This is a genomic window from Streptomyces cyaneochromogenes, assembly GCF_003963535.1.
GTDB classification, from domain to species: Bacteria; Actinomycetota; Actinomycetes; order Streptomycetales; family Streptomycetaceae; genus Streptomyces; species Streptomyces shaanxiensis.
In genome coordinates this window covers 8,735,447-8,753,176 of sequence record NZ_CP034539.1, presented here as the reverse complement: position 1 = coordinate 8,753,176, position 17,730 = coordinate 8,735,447, and the positions used below count along the sequence as shown (strand labels likewise).

The 17,730-nt window shown below is 72.3% G+C and carries 13 protein-coding genes; 9 read left to right on the top strand and 4 right to left on the bottom strand.

All coding sequences use genetic code 11. The features are described 5' to 3' along the window. Positions 1 to 131: 131 nt before the first annotated feature. Positions 132 to 2,198, bottom strand: a complete 2,067-nt coding sequence (gene fusA / locus EJ357_RS39555; RefSeq protein WP_126396451.1) for an elongation factor G — start codon at positions 2,196 to 2,198, stop codon at positions 132 to 134. Positions 2,199 to 2,805: 607 nt separating this feature from the next. Next, entirely contained in the window at positions 2,806 to 3,420 is a 615-nt protein-coding gene (locus tag EJ357_RS39550) for a TetR/AcrR family transcriptional regulator (RefSeq protein ID WP_126396449.1), read from the bottom strand. A 100-nt stretch (positions 3,421 to 3,520) separates the two neighbouring features. Here EJ357_RS39550 and EJ357_RS39545 point away from each other — a divergent pair, with 100 nt between their 5' ends. From EJ357_RS39545 to EJ357_RS39525, 5 genes are all read left to right on the top strand, one after another. Further along, entirely contained in the window at positions 3,521 to 4,348 is an 828-nt protein-coding gene (locus EJ357_RS39545) for an SDR family oxidoreductase (protein ID WP_126396447.1), read from the top strand. A 181-nt stretch (positions 4,349 to 4,529) separates the two neighbouring features. After that, the gene (lanKC, locus tag EJ357_RS39540) at positions 4,530 to 7,163 is read left to right on the top strand and encodes a class III lanthionine synthetase LanKC (RefSeq protein ID WP_126396445.1); all 2,634 of its coding nucleotides are present in this window, start codon (positions 4,530 to 4,532) and stop codon (positions 7,161 to 7,163) included. Between the two features lie 7 nt (positions 7,164 to 7,170). Beyond that, positions 7,171 to 7,302 carry a SapB/AmfS family lanthipeptide gene (locus tag EJ357_RS39535; RefSeq protein WP_126396443.1) on the top strand — a complete coding sequence of 44 codons (132 nt, stop codon included), beginning with the start codon at positions 7,171 to 7,173 and terminating at the stop codon, positions 7,300 to 7,302. Between the two features lie 78 nt (positions 7,303 to 7,380). Next, the gene (locus EJ357_RS39530) at positions 7,381 to 9,117 is read left to right on the top strand and encodes an ABC transporter ATP-binding protein (RefSeq protein ID WP_126396441.1); all 1,737 of its coding nucleotides are present in this window, start codon (positions 7,381 to 7,383) and stop codon (positions 9,115 to 9,117) included. Beyond that, positions 9,114 to 11,195: an ATP-binding cassette domain-containing protein gene (locus EJ357_RS39525; RefSeq protein ID WP_126396440.1), complete on the top strand. Its 2,082-nt coding sequence runs from the start codon at positions 9,114 to 9,116 to the stop codon at positions 11,193 to 11,195. The genes EJ357_RS39530 and EJ357_RS39525 overlap by 4 nt, the downstream gene beginning before the upstream one ends. 23 nt (positions 11,196 to 11,218) lie before the next feature. Here the strand turns inward: EJ357_RS39525 and EJ357_RS39520 are convergent, their stop codons facing one another. Continuing rightward, positions 11,219 to 11,824 (bottom strand): response regulator transcription factor, encoded by a 606-nt coding sequence (locus EJ357_RS39520; RefSeq protein WP_126400626.1) that lies wholly within the window; start codon positions 11,822 to 11,824, stop codon positions 11,219 to 11,221. A gap of 262 nt (positions 11,825 to 12,086) precedes the next feature. On the opposite strand from EJ357_RS39520, the gene EJ357_RS39515 reads away from it, so the two are divergent. Genes EJ357_RS39515 through EJ357_RS39500 form a run of 4 tightly spaced genes read left to right on the top strand, consistent with a single transcriptional unit; the run spans position 12,087 to position 15,963 of the window. Then, entirely contained in the window at positions 12,087 to 12,578 is a 492-nt protein-coding gene (locus tag EJ357_RS39515; protein WP_188142314.1) for a hypothetical protein, read from the top strand. A 36-nt stretch (positions 12,579 to 12,614) separates the two neighbouring features. Further along, complete coding sequence (locus EJ357_RS39510) at positions 12,615 to 13,160, top strand: hypothetical protein (protein ID WP_228472750.1); 546 nt, start codon at positions 12,615 to 12,617, stop codon at positions 13,158 to 13,160. Between the two features lie 14 nt (positions 13,161 to 13,174). Continuing rightward, entirely contained in the window at positions 13,175 to 14,398 is a 1,224-nt protein-coding gene (locus tag EJ357_RS39505; RefSeq protein WP_126396438.1) for an MAB_1171c family putative transporter, read from the top strand. Beyond that, positions 14,395 to 15,963 carry an amidase gene (locus EJ357_RS39500; RefSeq protein ID WP_126396437.1) on the top strand — a complete coding sequence of 523 codons (1,569 nt, stop codon included), beginning with the start codon at positions 14,395 to 14,397 and terminating at the stop codon, positions 15,961 to 15,963. The genes EJ357_RS39505 and EJ357_RS39500 overlap by 4 nt, the downstream gene beginning before the upstream one ends. Before the next feature lie 352 nt (positions 15,964 to 16,315). On the opposite strand, the gene lpdA is transcribed toward EJ357_RS39500, so the two are convergent. Beyond that, positions 16,316 to 17,722, bottom strand: a complete 1,407-nt coding sequence (lpdA, locus tag EJ357_RS39495; RefSeq protein ID WP_126396436.1) for a dihydrolipoyl dehydrogenase — start codon at positions 17,720 to 17,722, stop codon at positions 16,316 to 16,318. Between the last annotated feature and the right edge of the window lie 8 nt (positions 17,723 to 17,730).

Sequence of the window (17,730 nt, the reverse complement as noted above, 5' to 3'; positions counted from 1 at the left end):
GCGGCGAGAGAGCACTCCCCGCACCTCACGACGTTCACTTCCTGAACCAAGAGAGCCGCCCCATGCCTGAAAGGGATCTCCCTGAGAGGGCGGAGGGCCCCGTCCCTGGATGGGACGGAGCCCCGAACGCCCTACCGCGACGCCGTCTGCATCGGCACCGATGCCGCTGCCGGCGCCGGCGCGTACCCGGTCGGCCGGGACGTGAAGCTGCCCCGGCCCTGCGTCCGGCTGCGCAACCGGGTCGCGTAGCCGAACAGTTCGGCCAGCGGCACGGTCGCCGTGACGACCGCCGCGCCCGCCCGCGTGGTCGAGCCGGTGACCCGGCCCCGGCGTGCCGCGAGGTCGCCGAGGACTCCGCCGACCGCGTCCTCGGGCACGGTGACCGTGACCTCGACGACCGGCTCCAGGAGGACCATCGCGCAGGTGCGCAGGGCATCGCGGAGGCCGAGTCGGCCGGCGGTGCGGAAGGCCGTGTCGGAGGAGTCCTTCACATGGGTCGATCCGTCGGTGAGGGTGACGCGCAGCCCGGTCACCGGATGCCCGCCGAGCGGGCCCTCGGCGAGGGCGTCACGGCAGCCGGCCTCGACGGCACGGACGTACTCCTGCGGAACGCGACCGCCGACGACGGCCGAGCGGAACTCGAAGCCGGACTCCGCCTCCAGCGGCTCCACGTCCAGGACCACGTGCGCGAACTGCCCCGCGCCGCCGTCCTGTTTGACATGCCGGAAGACGAAGCCGGACACCCCGCGGCCGACCGTCTCCCGGCAGGACACCCGGGGACGGCCGACGTTGACCTCCAGCCCGAGATCCCGACGGATCTTCTCCACCGCGACCTCCAGATGCAGCTCACCCATGCCGGACAACACCGTCTGCCCGGTCTCGGCGTCGGTCCGCACGACCAGTGACGGGTCCTCCTCGACCAGCCGTCCGAGCGCGGTGGCCAGCCGGTCCGTGTCGGTGGACCTGCGCGCCTCGACCGCCACGGACACCACCGGGTCGGCCACACTGGGCGGTTCCAGGACGAGCGGGGCGTCCGGTGCGCACAGGGTGGAGCCCGGTCGGGCCGACTTCAGGCCGACCACGGCCACGATGTCCCCGGCGACCGCCCGGTCCACGTGGGCGTGCCGGTCGGCCTGGACCCGCAGGATCCGCCCGATCCGCTCGTTGCGCCGCGCGCCCGCGTCGTACACCGTTTCTCCCTTCTCGATCGTTCCCGAGTACACCCGCAGGTAGGTCAGCCGCCCGGTCGGGGTGGCACTCACCTTGAACGCCAGTGCCGCGAACGGAGCCCGCGGATCCGCGGGCCGCTCTTCGTCGGCGCCGTCGCGCAGGCCGCGCACGGCCGGTACGTCGAGCGGCGAGGGCAGATACGCCACGACCGCGTCGAGCAGCGGCTCGATCCCCCGGTTGCGGTAGGCCGAGCCGCACAGCACGACCACGCCGTCGCCGCTGCGCGTCAGGTCGCGCAGGGCGGTGACGAGGGTCTGCGGCGCGAGCGTCGACCGCGCGCAGTACTCCTCCAGCGCACCGGCGTGCAGCTCGGCCACGGCCTCCTCCAGCAGCCGCCGACGCCGCAGCGCCTCCTCCCGCAGATCCTCCGGCACCGGTTCTTCTACGCCCGTTTCGGCGCCGTCGGCCCACACCAGCGCCCGCATCCGTACGAGGTCCACGACGCCCCGGAAACCGTCCTCCGCACCGATGGGCAGCTGCACGACGAGCGGCGCCGGATGCAGCCGGTCCCGGATCGAGGCGACCGCCGTGTCGAGGTCCGCCCCGGCCCGGTCCAGTTTGTTGACGAACGCGATCCTCGGCACGCCATGGCGGTCGGCCTGCCGCCACACCGACTCGCTCTGCGGCTCGACGCCCGCGACGGCGTCGAACACCGCGACCGCGCCGTCGAGGACACGCAGCGAACGTTCCACCTCGTCGGCGAAGTCGACGTGGCCGGGTGTGTCGATGAGGTTGATCCGGTGACCGTCCCAGGCACAGCTGACCGCCGCCGCGAAGATGGTGATACCGCGATCGCGTTCCTGCGGGTCGAAGTCGGTGACGGTGGTGCCGTCGTGGACCTCGCCGCGCTTGTGCGTGGTCCCGGTGGCGTACAGGATCCGTTCGGTGACGGTGGTCTTGCCGGCGTCGACGTGGGCGAGGATGCCGAGGTTGCGGACGACGGCGAGGGTGTTGAGGTTGGTGCGCACGGCCGTTGGCCTTTCGGATGATCCGGAAGCGGAAAACGGGTCAGCGCGATTCCCGGACGGGTTCGGCGCGCACACGAGCACGGCCTGCCGTCCCGTCAGACGGGTGTCGTGGCAGGCGCGTTGACGTACTTGGCGTACTCGATGTACTCGGGCGCTCTCAGACGTTCGTCACGGGCGTCCGGTGCCGGCCGCGCAGCGGGCACCGGGCGGACGAGGACACGAGGATCACCTCGTACCGGCAGAGGGAGACGACGGCAACGGTGCGGTCACGCATGGCCCGGCTCCCCTCTGCTCGTCACGACGACGCGCCGCCGGGTGGTGGGCGGCGCGTGATTGCGTGGTGAGTCTAGGGAACCGGGCCTGGTCGAAGCAGCTGAATTTTTTCCTGGTCGGCGTCTTCCTGACTGGTCGTCGCCTTCAGCACACACTGGCCGGCGCCGCAGCAGCGGCCCTGGTCCACCTTGACTTTCACGTCCGTCGCCTTTCCTCCCGCAGTCACCACCGCACGGGCACCGTGCGCAGTCCGCCGACGAGGAGCCCCTCGACGCGCCGCAACTCGGCCGACCACGACTGACGCCGACACTTTCGCCGGCCACGACTGACGAGGTCAGGCGGCACCGGGGCCGGCGCGAAGCCCGTCGAGGAGGATGCCGACCAGCGCGGCCGCCCGCCGCTCCGACGCGGCGGCGTTTCCGGTCAGGAGCTGATACAGCAGCGCCCCGGTGACGGCGTCGGCGACGGCGTCCAGGTCGGCGTCCGCACGCACCTGGCCGGCGTCCACACCGCGGCGCAGCCGCGCCACGAGAGCCTCGTGCCGGGGGCCGGTGAGCTGCTGGTAGAGGACCTCGGCATCCTGCGGGTTCTCCGCCGCGGCGGCGGTCAGGGCGAGGACGAGGGGGGTGTGGCGGGGGTCCGCGGCCAGCGCCGCGTACCCCCGCAGCCACTCGCGGATGTCGGCCTCGATGTCGCCGGTGTCGGGCGGATCGACGCCGCGTCCGGGCGCGGCGGCCAGGAAGCCGTGGTTGACCGCTTCGGCGACGAGAGCGCCCTTGGAGGGCCAACGCCGGTACACGGTCGGCTTTCCCACGCCGGTCCGCGCCGCCACGCCTTCCATCGACAGTGCGGCGTAGCCGTTCTCGACGAGCAGTTCCCGCGTCGCTTCGAGGATGGCCCGGTCGGCTGTCGCGCTGCGGGGCCGGCCTCGCCGGCGTACCTCTCCCATGGCACCCATCGTAGAGGCCAGGTGTAGCCTTCCGTTACGGAACGGATCGTAATGTAATTGGCCCGGGAGAGATCCGTACGCGGCGGAGGGAGAGCTCCTCATGGCGAGGAACGTGCTGGTCGTCATCGGTGTCGGCGGAATGGGGCAGAGCATCGCCCGGCGGCAGGGTCCGGGCAGGAAGGTGCTGCTCGCCGATGTCGACGAGCAGGTGCTGAGCACCACGGCACAGGCGCTGCGCGGCGAGGGACACGACGTCGTCACGTCCCCCGTCGACGTCTCCTCGCGCGCTTCGGTGGCCGCCCTCGCCGACCTGGCGGCGGAACTCGGCAGCGTCACCGAGGTCGTCCACACCGCGGGCCTCTCCCCCGTACAGGCGCCCGCCGCGGCGATCCTCGCCGTCGATCTGCTGGGCGTGGCCCTGACCTTGGAGGAGTTCGCACGGGTGATCGCGCCCGGCGGGGCGGGTGTCGTCATCTCCAGCATGGCCGGGCATCTGGCCGCTCCCCTCGACGCCGAGCAGGAGCGGGTCCTGGCCCGCACGCCCGTCGACGAACTGCTCGATCTGCCGTTCGTCAGCGAGGTGACCTCGGGTGCCGTCGGTTACGGCCTCGCCAAGCGCGCCAACCACCTGCACGTCCAGGCGGCCGCCGGCACGTGGGGCAGGCGCGGTGCCCGGATCAACTCGATCAGTCCCGGCGTCATCTCCACCCCCATGGGACAGCAGGAACTGACGGGCGACAGCGGCACCGCGATGCGCGCGATGGTCGACGCCTCGGCCACCGGACGGCTGGGCACACCGGCCGACATCGCGGCCGCGGCCGCGTTCCTGCTCGGCCCGGACTCGGGCTTCGTCAGCGGCACCGACCTCCTCGTCGACGGCGGTGTCGTCGCGGTCCTGCGCGCCGGCGCACCGAGCCCGGCCGCCTGACCGACCCCTTGGGCAGCACCGCGGACCGTGTGATTCGTCCAGACGGGCCGTGCGAATCTCATGGTCCTGCGGTGACAGTCGAACGATGTTCGTCCTCCCCTGTTCTGTCATCGTGAGAGGTGAGCGACGCGGACCAGGCGGCCCGACCCACCGTCAGCTCGTCCCCCGCGGGAGGCTTTCCGTGGACAAGCGGTACGAGATCTACTGCCTCACTCACCCGCATTTCTACGACACGCCGTCCCATGGCCGGACGCGTGGGCACTTCCGCCAGACCCTGCGCCCCCTTCCCTCGTCGTGGACGCGCAAGGAACTCGGCGACTGGGTGGCCTGCCGTCCCACCGACGCGGAACTCCCCCCACAGGGCTGGAAGATCCACGTCTCGGCGTGTCCGGACAACGCCCAGAGCATCCTGGACGCGGTGTGGGACTACTGCATCCCGCGCCGTATCGCCTTCAAGTTCCTGCCCGGCCTGGACACCCTGTACCTCGCCAACGCGAAGTACGCGCACCGCGGCTCCAGCGGGAAGTTCGTGACCGTCTACCCCGTGGACGAGGCCCAGTGCGAGCGTGTCCTCACCGAGCTCGGCACCGTCCTCGACGGTCTGCCGGGGCCGCACATCCTCAGCGACCTGCGCTGGGGTGCCGGTCCGCTGTACGTCAGGTACGGCGCCTTCGCCGACCGGTACTGCGTCTCGCCCGGCGGGGTGCTGGAGCAGGCGGTTGCGGACCCGTCCGGCCGTCTGGTCCCCGACGTACGCGGCCCCACCTTCCGGATGCCGGAGTGGGTGGACCTGCCCGCGTTCCTCGAACCGCATCTCGCCGAAAGCCGCCGGACCACCGTCGCCGACCTGCCCTACCGCATCGAGAAGGCGCTGCACTTCTCCAACGGCGGTGGGCTGTACGCCGGTGTCGACACCCGCACCCAGGAACGTGTCGTCCTGAAGGAGGCGCGGCCCCACGCCGGGCTCACGCCCGACGGCGCGGACGCCGTCACCCGGCTGGAACGCGAGCGGGCGGCCCTGGCCCGGCTGCGCGGCCTGAGCTGCGTACCCGGGCTCCGCGACCACTTCGAGCTGGGCGGGCACCGCTTCCTCGTCGAGGAGTTCATCGAGGGAAGGGCCCTGCACGAGGTGTTCGTCGAGAAGTATCCACCGGCCTCCCTCGACGCCGACGCGGCGGCCTACGCCGACTACACCGCCTGGGCCCTCGGCCTGCACCGGCAGGTGGAGGATGCGGTCGCCGAAGTCCATGAGCGGGGCATCGTCATCGGCGACGTGCACACCTACAACATCCTGCTCCGCCCCGACGGCAGGGTGGTGCTGATCGACTTCGAGGGCGCGTCGGACGTGGCGGAGACCGGGCACCAAGTCCTCGCGGCCCCGGGCTTCATGGCGCCGAGCGGCGCGACCGGCTTCGACATCGACCGGTACGCGCTGGCCTGTCTGAGGATCTTCCTCTTCCTGCCGCTGACGGGCCTCATCGACCTGGACGGCGGCAAGGCCGGGCAACTCGCCAGGGAGGCCGCCCGGCTTTTCCCGGTCCCCCGGGAGTTCCTCGACGAGGCGGTCCGCACGCTCACCGGTGACGGCGGGATCGCCGCGGGAGCGGACGACGGTCCCCTTCTCAAGCCCGACCACTCCGGCTGGCTGCGCGCCCGCACCTCGATGACCGACGCCGTCCTCGCCACCGCCACCCCCGAGCGCCACGACCGGCTCTTCCCGGGCGACATCGAGCAGTTCGGCTACCCGGGCGGCGGCCTCGGCATGGCCCACGGCGCGGCGGGCGTGCTGTACGCGCTGGACGTGACCGGCGCCGGACGCCGGCCCGACCACGAGGACTGGCTGATCCGGCACGCGCTCCACCCCGAGCCCGGAACCCACCTCGGCTTCTACGACGGCCTGCACGGCGTCGCGTACGTCCTGGAGCGCCTCGGTCACCACGAGGAGGCCGTCAAGGTCCTCGACATGTGCCTGGGCGAACAGTGGGAGAGGCTGGCCCTGGACCTCAAGGGCGGCCTGTCCGGCATCGGGCTCAACCTGCTGCACTTCGCGACCGCCCTCGACGACGCCACCTGCCGTGACGCGGCCCTGCACGTGGCGCAGGCCGTCGCCGACCGGCTGGGCCCGGCCGACGGCCCGCCGGAGACCAGCGGCGGCACGCACCCGAGAGCGGGGCTGATGTACGGCTCGTCCGGGCCCGCGCTGCTGTTCCTGCGCCTGTACGAGCACAGCCTCCGGTACGGGCACGGCGCCGACCCGGCGCTCCTCGACCTGGCCGCCACCGCGCTCCGCCAGGACCTGCGCCGCTGCCTCGTGCGCGCGGACGGGTCGATGGAGGTGAACGAGGGCTGGCGCACCATGCCCTATCTCGCCGACGGCAGCGTGGGCATCGGCATGGTCCTCGACGAGTACCTGGCCCACCGCGAGGACGACCAGTTCGTCGCCGCCGCCGAGGCGATCCGCAGGGCCGCGCGGGCGCCCTTCTACATCGAACCCGGGCTCTTCGACGGCGTCGCCGGAATGATCCTCCACCTCAGCCGCGCGCACCCGCCCGGCACGGCCGCCGCGCGCGACCCCGTGATCGCGGATCACGTACGCCACCTGGAACGCCACGCCTGCGTCCTCGACGGCCGACTCGCCTTCCCCGGCGAGCAGTTGCTGCGGCTGTCCATGGACCTGGCCACCGGCACCGCGGGCGTCCTGCTGGCCCTGGGCGCCGCCTTCCACTCCGGGCCCACCGGACTGCCGTTCCTGGCACCGGTCCTGCGGCCCGCTCATGACCTGCCCGTCCCCACGGAGATTCGAGAAAGGAGGTGAGCACCCCATGTCGCTCCTCGAACTGCAGGGTCTGACCATCGAGTCGGAGACCGGATACGCTCCGCCGCCCGGAAGCCGTGCGAGCAAGGGCTGCGGTGGTGGTGGCGGCGGAAGCGGCCTCAGCCTGCTGCTCTGCTAGTACCCACCCATACGGCGGGGGCACTTCGCGCGCCCCCGCCCTCATTTCGCCGGAACCGTACGACGACGGGAGCAGCCGGTGGAGCGACGCGCGGCGGACCGCCTGCTGCTGGCGACGGTCCGGCGAGGCGGTGCGTGGGGTGTGTTCCAGGCCGCCGTGTCCCTCCTGCTGGCGGGGGCCTACATCGCACTGCCCGCAGTCGTGGGCCGCACGGTGGACGCCGTGCTCGGGCGCGGCGACACGACACTGTGGCTGGCCCTGTCCGCCGTCACCGTCGCGCTGCTGGTGGTGTGTGACACGGCGGACGACTACGCGGGCGCCGTGGCCAACGCCCGCTGCACGGCATGGCTGCGCCACACCCTGCTCGGCCATGTACTCGACCTGGGCGCCCCGGCCGCCCGCCGGCACACCCCCGGCGACCTGGTGGCCCGTCTGGTGGGCAACACCGCCCGGGCCGGCAGCGCCCCCTCGGGCCTGGTGTGGGCGGTGACCGAACTGGTCCCCCCGGTCGGGGCCGTGGTGGCCCTGGCCCTCATCGACCCCTGGCTGTGCCTCACCTTCCTGGCCGGACTGCCCCTGGTCGTCCTCATGGTCCGCGCCTTCGTCCGCGACGTCTCCGACCTCAACGACCGCTACTTCGCCACGCAGGGCGACATCGCCACCCGGTTCGTCGACGCCCTCACCGGCATCCGCACCATCACGGCCGCCGGAACCACGGCCCGCGAGGCCGAGCGGGTCCTGGCCCCCCTGCCGGAGCTCCACCGCCACGGCCTGGGCATGTGGCGCGCCTTCGCCCGGGTCTCCGCACGCGACGCCGCGATCGTCCCCCTCCTGGAGGTCGCCGTGCTGGCCGTGGCCGGACTGGGACTCGCCCAGGGCCGCATCACACCGGGTCAGATGCTCGCCGCGAGCGGCTACGTGCTCCTGGCCACCGGAGTGAGTTCGCTGGTGTCCTCGGTGCACCGGCTGGCCTTCGCACGCGCCACCGCGGGGCGCATCGCCGAGGTGCTCGCCGAGCCCGCGATGGCGTACGGCGGTGCGCGCCTGCCCTCCGGAGGCAGCGGGCGGCTGGAGTTCCGTGGTGTCACGGTACGCAACGCCGCGGGCCACGCCGCGCTGGACTCGGTCGACCTGGACGTGCCGGCGGGCGCGCTGACCGCCGTCGTGGGACGCTCCGGGTCCGGCAAGTCCCTGCTGGCCGCGCTGGCCGGACGGCTCGCCGACCCGGACGAGGGCGACGTACGGCTCGACGGCGTGCCCCTGCGCGCCGTGGACCGCGCGGAGTTGCGGCAGGCCGTCGCCTACGGCTTCGAACGCCCGGTGCTGCTCGGCGAGACCTTCGCCGACGCCATCGGGTTCGGGCCGCGCACACCCAGGGGCGGGGAGGTGCGTGCGGGGGCCACCGCGGCACGCGCCGACGCGTTCGTCCGGACCATGCCCGAGGGGTACGGCACCCCTCTCGCCGCCGCGCCGCTGTCCGGCGGCGAGACCCAACGCGTCGGCCTGGCCCGCGCGTTCGTCCAGTCCGCGCCGTACGGCCGCCTCCTGGTGCTCGACGACGTGACGGCCAGCCTCGACACCGTCACCGAGCACCACATCGGCCAGGCCCTCACCGGCACCGGCCCCCTCGCCCGTCGCACCCGCCTCGTCGTCACCCACCGCGCCTCCACGGCCGCCCGCGCGGACGTGGTCGTCTGGCTCGAGGCGGGGCGGGTGCGGGGGGTGGGCACGCATCGGGAGCTGTGGGCGCAGGCGGGGTATCGGGCGGTGCTCCGGGCGCAGGACGGACCGGGGCGTGACGGAGGCGGGTGGTGAGCCGCGGACCGGGGCTCCTGCTGCGCGCCACGCTGCGCACGCGGCGCCGGGAGTTCGTACGGCTCGCCGGCTGGTCACTGGTCGAGGCCGTGCCCGCGCTGCTGTCCGGCTGGCTGGTCGCCCGTGCCGTCGACGACGGCTTCCTCGCCGGCCGCGGCGCCGCGGGCTTCGGCTGGCTCGGCCTGCTGGCCTGCGCGGTCCTGGTCGGCGCGTGGGGCACCCGGCAGGTCACGCTCCAACTGGCCGGTGTCGTCGAGCCGTTCCGCGACGACCTGGTCTCCCTCGCCACCACCGGCACGCTGCACCACTCCGCCCGCGTCGGGCAGGGCGTGGACACGGCGGGCGTCGCCCGGCTGACCGAGCAGGTGGAGATCGCCCGCGAGTCGTACGGGGCGGTCGTGATGTTCGTACAGAACTTCACCGTCACGACGGTGAGCGTGTGCCTCGGGCTGGCCGCGCTGGATCCCGCCCTCCTGCTGTTCGTCGTACCGCCCCTCCTGGCCGGCCTCGTCCTCTTCCTGCTGGCCCTGCGGGCGATGGCGGACCGACAGCGGGCGGTCGTCCTCGCCGACGAGGCCATCGCCGAGCAGGTGAGCACGGTGGCCGGCGGGCTGCGGGACGTGGCGGCGTGCGGCGCCGAGGAAGCCGTACGCCGTCGGGTCGGCGCCCGTGTCGACGAGGCGGCGGGCGCGGCCCGCGCCCTGGCCCGCCTCACCGCGTTGCGCACCGCCGCGCTGGGCGTCGGCGGCTGGCTGCCGATCGTGCTCATCCTGGCCGGGGCGCCCTGGCTGGTGCGCAGCGGGGTGACGGCCGGCGCGATCCTGGGCGCGCTGACCTACGTCGCCCAGAGCCTGCAGCCGGCCCTGCGCGGATTCGTCCAAGGGCTCGGCGGCAGCGGGCTGTGGCTGCTGGTCACACTCGGCCGGATTCTGGAGACGGCTGGTCCTGAGGCGCTGGGGGCATCGGGAGCAGCGGGGGTGTCGAGGACGGCCGGGGGGTCCGGGAGGGCCGGGGCGCCGGAGAGGGACGGGGCGCCGGGGAAGGGCGGAGCGCCGCGGACGGACGACCTGCCACAGAAGGCCGAAGCACCACGGACGGTCGGAGCGCCGCAGAAGGCCGAAGCACCGCGGACGAACGAGGCCTCGGCGGCCTCTGTAGCAGCGCCGGTGACCGGTACCGCGACGGTCGCGAGCGCTCGGGTCGCGGCCCCGCTCCGAGCGTCCGACGGACAGGCCGCCGGCCGAGCGGACGGCACCCCACCCGCCGACGGCCCGGGCAAACCCGCGGCCGCCGCACCACCGCGCGCGCCGACGCCGTCTGACGCGCCGCGCGAAACCCACCCCCGGGACGGCCGCGTCGACCTGCGCGGCGTCACCTTCGGCTACGCCCCGTCCGCCGAACCGGTCGTCCGGGGCCTCGACCTCTCCCTCGCGTCCGGCACCCACCTGGCTGTCGTCGGCCCCAGTGGCGCGGGCAAGTCCACGCTCGCCGCGATCGTCGCCGGCGTGCTCGAACCGCAGACCGGCCAGGTACGGCTGGGCGGTGTCCCGGTCCGCTCCCTGGACACCGGCGGGCTCACCCGATCGCGTGTCCTGATCCCCCAGGAGGCGTACGTTTTCGTCGGCAGCCTGCGCGAGAACCTCGCCTACCTGCACCCGACGGCCACCCGGCCCGCCCTCGACGCGGCGGTCCACGCCATCGGTGCCGCCCCGCTCGTCGAACGCCTCGGTGGCTACGACGCGCCCGTCAACCCGGCCCTCCTCTCCGCCGGTGAACGGCAGCTGATCGCCCTCGTCCGCGCTCTGCTGCCGCCCGCCCCGCTGGTCCTGCTGGACGAGGCCACCTGCCACCTCGACCCGGGCGCCGAGGCCGTCGCCGAACGGGCCTTCGCCTCCCGCCCGTCCACGCTGATCGTCTGCGCCCACCGGATCAGCTCCGCCCTGCGCGCCGACCTCGTCCTCGTCATGGACGGCCCACGCTGCACCCTCGGCACCCACGAACGACTGCGGGCCGAATGCGCCCTCTACCGGGACCTGATCGGCCACTGGGACCAGGTGGGCGCCGAGGTCCGGCGCTGACGACACCGGTGCGGCTGGCGGCGCTACAGCCAGCCCGACTCCCGCGCGATCCGGATCGCGTCGATGCGGTTGCGTGCCCCGGTCTTCCTGGAGACCGCGTTGAGGTGATTGCGGACGGTGCCCACGCACAGCGACAGCAGGTCGGCGATCTCCCGCGTCGGCGTGCCGTCCGCCGCCAGCCGCAGGACCTCGCGCTCTCGGTCGGTCAGCGGGTTCTCCGCCGAGGAGAGGGCCAACAGTGCCAGTCCCGGGTCGATGAACCGCTCGCCCGCCGCCACCTTGCGGACCCCTTCGGGCAGGGTGTCGCAGGGGCTGTTCCGGCCGATCAGGCCCGACACGCGACGCGCCAGCGCCCGCCGCAGATACTCCGGGGTCGCCGAGCCGACGACCAGCAGGGTCCGGCATTCCGGCAGCCGCGCGGACAGCTCCAGCGAGGTGCCGAGGGCGTGGTCCTCCTCGCCGTCGACGTCGATGACGACCACGTCGGGGCGGTACGACAACGCCTGCGCAACCGTATGTCCGAACTCCGGTGGCGCCGGGACCACTTCGATGTCCTTCTCACGTGTGAGCAGGGCGGCGAGTGCCCCACGCACCAGGTCTGCCTCCTCGACGAGAAGAACACGGATCAACATCGCTCCTGCCCGGCCGACGCGGCCTGCATGACACAAACAACGCCCCGGACGCTCCGACGACGCCTTACGAAGTATCTCCGTCTGTCCACCCAATTGCCGGGAACCGCCCCTCCCGCACGCCGCCGTCGCCCGGAAGCGCGAGCGGGAGCCTGCGCGAGATTCAGTGCCCGGAGCCACGACTTCCGGCGCGTCGACTATAGTTACGCGCAACGGGCGTCAACTATAGTCACGCCAGTGGGAAGGGAGGCGGTGCGCAGTGATGGAACCAGGGGTCGGCCCCCATGTGCCGGAGGCCGCTCAACCGGCTCCGGCTCCGGTTCCCGTCCCAGGACCCGGCGCTCCCTTCAGCGATCGCCTCAACTTCCTGTTCGACCGCGTGCGTCCTCCGGGGGCGGAGGAGTACTCCAACGCCCATGTGGCCCGCACGATCTCGTCCTACGGGGAGGACAGCTACACGCGGTCCCACATCAGCCTGCTCCGCGCGGGCAAGCGGACTCCGACCATCACCATCGTTCCGCTCCTCGCCCGGTTCTTCGGCGTGGAGGCCGCCTACTTCGTCGAGGACGAGGTCACGCGGAAGATCGCGACGCAGTTCGAGATCCTGCGAAAGCTGAGGGAGAACGGGGTCGAGCAGATCGCACTCCGGTCGATGGGCGTGTCCGCCGCCGGGCAGCGCAAGGTCCTGGCCGCCCTCGAAGCCGTACGCAAGGAGGAAGGCCTGCCCGACGACCCCGCAAGGGATCTGCCGTGATGGGCGACCGGTGTCTCCAGGAGAAGGGGAAGCTCCATGTGGCTCGACCGTCGTAACCGCGGAGCCGATCGCGAGGCCGACGAGGTCGAGCGCCGGAGCAGGGAGTTCATCGCGGACCTCGACCTGCCCGCCGTCGACAGCGTCCTGGACCTGGCGCCGTTCATGGAGGAGCACCTCGGCCGTTCGATCCGGCTCATGCCGTTCGCCTCGGACCCGGCCGACCCCGACTCCCTCGACGCCTCGGCCCCGTGCGGTCTGTGGCTCGCCACGGCGGACACCGACTACGTGTTCTACGACACGGCCGTCAGCCGGGCGCACGCCGAGATCATCGTGGGCCACGAGTTCGGGCACATGCTCAAGCGGCACCGGGGCAACGCCCCTCTCGAGGCCGGCAGCCTCGGCGGTCTGATCACCGACATCGACCCCGCCACGGTGCAACTCGTCCTGGGGCGGACCCGGTACAAGGAACCGGAGGAGTTCGAGGCAGAGATGCTGGGCTCTCTCCTGCAGGAGCACGTGAGCGCGGTCCGCACGTCGGACCGCCGGGAAGCCGACCCCATATCCCGCACGTTGCTGCGCTGACCGAATAGGGCCTCGTGAAAGACATCCTCCATCCCCTGTGTCTTGCCATCGCCGGCACCGGTTTCCTCATCCTGGTGCGCGACCTTGGCAGGAGCCGCCGCGACCCGGCACTCGTCGCACTGGCCTTCACCTACGGCTTCTCCGCGCTCAGTTACGCGGTCTCCCTCACCTGGGTGTGGGTGCGCATCGACGGCTTCTTCGGCGTTCCGAACATCGTCGTGCCGATCGCCCAGGGCTTCGTGATCGTCGTCTTCGCCCTCCAGGCGACCGTCCTCGCGCACTGGTCGAAGCCGCCGGCACAGGCCCGCAGGCAGGGCCGGCTGCTGCTCGTCGCGGCCCTGGTGGTCATCGCGAGCATGGCCGTGCTGTTCGCGTCCCTCACCCCGGCCGCCACCCGGCCCACCGACTTCTCCCTGTACTACGCGCACGACCCCGTCTTCCAGACGTACGTGCTGCTGTACTTCGGGACGTACACCGTCGCCGAGATCTACCTGGCGGTGTCCTGCTGGACCTACGCGCGCCGGGCCACGAACCGGTCGATCGCCGTCAGCCTGCGTGTCGTGACCGTCGGCGCGATCATCACCCTCGGCTACAGCGGGATCCGGATCGCCGCCGTCGTCGGGGCCGAGGTCGGGTTCGGCGTCGACCACCTCAACGACTTCGCGTGGGCCTGTGGGGACATCGGCGCGACCCTCACGCAGATCGGCTACCTCATGCCCACCGTCGCCCGCCGTGCCACCGGCGTCCGCGACTGGGCCACCGCGCACCTGCGCTACCGGCGCCTCGGCCGGCTGTGGTCCGCCCTCGACCAGGCCGACCCCGGCATCACGCTGCGCCGCCCGGCTCGCCAGAGCCAGGACGTGCTGCGCGGCCGCAGCGTCCATTTCCCGCTGCTGCGCCGCCGGGTCGAGATCCGGCAGGGACAGAAACTGATGCGCCGCTACCTCGAACCGGCCGTGCGGGTGGAAGCGGAGGCCCGCCGCACGTCCGAGGGGCTGTCCGGGACCGAGTTCGTCGCGGCCGTCACCGCCGACCAGATCCACGCCGCCCTCGTCCGGCACGCGGCGGGTGAACCCGTCGACACCCCCGCCGAGTTCGCCGACGCCGAGCTCGCCCTCGCCACCACGGAGGACGAACTGCTGCACCTCCAGCGCGTCGCCGCGTACTTCACGCCCCCCGTGAGCGAGAGCCGCAACGCTTCCGACGTCCTCAGCAGCACCTCAGGAGACCGTTCGTGATCGTCCGTCGCACCCTGCTCATCGCCTCCACGGCCGTCGCCGCGGTGGCGTCCATGGCCACCATGTCCGCGGTCGCGCGGTCCCGCACGGGTGGCGCGCGGCCCCCGCGCAGCGACCTGCACCTGGCCCCAGCGAGCGAGCAACTCGAAGCACTGCGCCGGCGTACGATCACCAGCCGCGCCCTGCTGGAGCGGTATCTCCAGCACATCGCCGACACCAATCCGGGCCTCAACGCCGTGATCACCCTGGACGCCGACGCCGCACGCGCGGCGGCCGACGAGGCCGACCGCCACATGGAGAGGACGGGCAAGCCGCTCGGGCCCCTCCACGGCCTGCCCCTCACGGTCAAGGACGCTCTGGAGACGAAGGGGCTGCGCACGACCTGCGGTTCCCCGGACCTCGCCGCCCATGTGCCCGAACAGGACGCGGACGCCGTCGCGCGCCTGCGTTCCGCCGGGGCCGTGATCGTCGGCAAGACGAACGTCCCGGTCATGTGTCAGGACCTGCAGACCTCGAATCCCGTCTTCGGCACGACCAAGAACCCGTACGACGACGCCAAGACCGCCGGCGGATCCTCCGGAGGGCCGGCCGCAGCCGTCGCCTCCGGTATGACCAGCCTCGAACTCGGTTCCGACCTCGCGGGCTCCCTGCGCCTCCCGGCCGCCTACTGCGGTGTGTACGCGCTGCGCACCAGCGGGGGCATCGTCCCCACCCGGGGGCACATCCCCCGGCCGCCGGGGTGGCTCACCAGCTCCGACATGCTCACCATCGGTCCCCTCGCCCGGAACGCCGACGACCTCGACAGCTTCCTGCAGGTCCTGGCGGCGCCGGCCCCGGCCGACGCGGACGCATGGCGAATCGAACTCCCGGCGCCCCGGCACGGCCGGCTGGCGGACTACCGCTTCGGACTGTGGCTGGACGACCCGTACTGCCATGTCGACGAACACGTCCGCCGGCTCCTGGAGCAGGTCTCCGACCTCCTGCGGTCCGCGGGCGCCACCGTCGACGGCAGCACGCGGCCCGTGCAACTCGCCGACAGCGACAGGCTCTTCCAGCAGCTCCTGTTCGCCACGGCGAGCGCCACCGCCACCGACGCCGGCTTCGCCGACGACATCGCCGCCGCCGACGGGGTTCCGGCCGACGACCCGAGCGGTCTCTTCCTGCACTCACGGACGATGCGGCACCGGGACTGGCTGCGCGCGAACGAGGAACGCGAGAAGCTGCGCGACCGCTGGGCCGACTACTTCGCCTCGCATGACGTCCTCATCACGCCGGCGGTGCCTTCCGCGGCCGTCGACGACCAGACCTCGACGCCGGTTCCCCAGAGGTTCATCACCGTCGACGGCGAGCGGCGCCCGTACTTCGACCAGACGGCGTGGCTGAACCTGGCCGGCCATGTCCGGCTCCCCGCCCTCGTCATGCCCGCGGGGAAAACCGCCGACGGCCTGCCGCTGGCCCTCCAGATCATCGGTCCCTACCTGGCCGACCGCACCGTGATCGAGGTGGCCAGGCAACTGGCACGGCACCTTCCGGGACCCTCGCAACCGCCCGCGTCCACCTCGTGACCGGGCTCCCATGACCGGGCTCGCTCTGCCCCCACGGGGGTGGGGCGGGGCGAGCCCGCACAGCAGAGGGCTCGGACACCGACGGGGGATGCGGTGCCCGAGCCCTCGTGATCATCATAGTCCCACGGGCGCGGGAAGCGGCTTGAGGACCAGCACCCGATGACCGGATCAACGCGGTTCGGCCGGCTGTCGAAAGGCAGAGGTCCGTAACGCGGTTACCCCGTCGGGCGTGGTCGCCGCCTGCGTGGCCAGCACGCATGCGCCCGGATCGGCGGAACGCGTCGACGACCGGCATCGTTGTGCCGTTTTCGATTCATGACCTGATCCGTGCGGAACGACGGCGAAAGCCGCCTCACATGTTGATCATGTGTCCGGCCAGCCCGTGCACCGCCTCCTTCACGGCCTCTCCCAGTGTGGGGTGGGCGTGAACGTTGCGCGCCAGCTCATGGACCGTCAGGTCCCACTGGCGGGCCAGGGTCAGCTCGGGGAGCAGCTCGGTCACCTCGGGGCCGATCAGATGCGCACCGAGGAGCTCACCGTGGCGCCCGTCGCTGATGATCTTGACGAATCCGCCGGTGTGCCCGAGGCCATGGGCCTTGCCGTTGGCGGTGAAGGGAAACTTCACCACCTGTACGTCGAAGCCCCGTTCCCTCGCCTGCGCCTCGGTCCAGCCGAAACTGGCGATCTGCGGCCGGCAGTAGGTGGCGCGCGGAATCATCGCGAAGTCCAGCTCCATGGTCTCCGCGTCCGCCAGCGTCTCGACCGCCACCATGGCCATCGCCTCCGCCGCGTGCGCCAGCATCAGCTTCGCCGTGACGTCTCCGATGGCGAAGATGTGCGGCACACTCGTCCTGCCGCGCGCGTCCACGTCGATCGCGCCGCGGTCGGTCAGCCGCACCCCGGTCCTGTCCAGGCCGTAACCGGTCACGCGCGGGGCGAAGCCGATGGCCTGGAGGACCTTGTCGGTCTCCAGCACCTCCTGCTGCCCGTTGCGTTCCACGATGACGCGGACCTTCGCGTCCGGGTCGCTGTCGTCGATGCCCTCGACCCTGGTGGAGGTGAGGACCCGGATGCCCAGTTTCCGGTACTGCCTGGCCAGTTCGGCCGAGACGTCGGCGTCCTCCAGGGGCACGAGGCGGTCGAGGAACTCGACGATGGTCACCTCGACGCCGTAACTGTTCAGGACGTAGGCGAACTCGACGCCGATGGCACCCGCGCCCGCGATGACGATGCTCGCCGGCAACCGCTCCGAAAGGATCTGCTCCTCGTAGGTGACGACGCGTTCGCTCAGGGTCGTGCCCGGTAGCAGACGGGTCGTCGCCCCCGTCGCGATGACGCAGTGGTCGAACGTCACCGTCTCGACGCCACCCGCCGAGAGCGCGACCTCGAGGGTGCGGGCGTCGGTGAACGTGCCGTGGCCGTCGTACTCGGTGATGCCGTTCTTCTTCATCAGGTAGTGGACACCGCCGACCCGGCCGTCCGCGACCTTCCGGCTGCGCCTGAACGCCTCGCCGTAGTCGAAGCTGACGCTTCCCTCGATCCTCATTCCGAACGCCTTCGCCTCATGGGTGACGACATGGGCGAGTTCGGCATTGCGCAGCAGCGCCTTGGACGGGATGCACCCGACGTTGAGACACACCCCGCCCCAGTACTTCTCCTCGACCACCGCGGTGCGCAGCCCCAGTTGGGCGGCGCGGACCGCCGCCGTGTACCCGCCGGGCCCCCCGCCCAGAACGACGAGATCGAAGTGGGTGCTCATGATCATTC

Excerpts from the sequence above, each read along its gene's own strand:
- EJ357_RS39510 (WP_228472750.1), top strand. The coding sequence starts at position 12,615 with ATGTGGCTCGACCGTCGTAACCGCGGAGCCGATCGCGAGGCCGACGAG.
- EJ357_RS39535 (WP_126396443.1), top strand. The coding sequence starts at position 7,171 with ATGTCGCTCCTCGAACTGCAGGGTCTGACCATCGAGTCGGAGACCGGA.
- EJ357_RS39515 (WP_188142314.1), top strand. The coding sequence starts at position 12,087 with ATGGAACCAGGGGTCGGCCCCCATGTGCCGGAGGCCGCTCAACCGGCT.
- EJ357_RS39550 (WP_126396449.1), bottom strand. The coding sequence starts at position 3,420 with ATGGGAGAGGTACGCCGGCGAGGCCGGCCCCGCAGCGCGACAGCCGAC.
- EJ357_RS39545 (WP_126396447.1), top strand. The coding sequence starts at position 3,521 with ATGGCGAGGAACGTGCTGGTCGTCATCGGTGTCGGCGGAATGGGGCAG.
- lpdA (WP_126396436.1), bottom strand. The coding sequence starts at position 17,722 with ATGAGCACCCACTTCGATCTCGTCGTTCTGGGCGGGGGGCCCGGCGGG.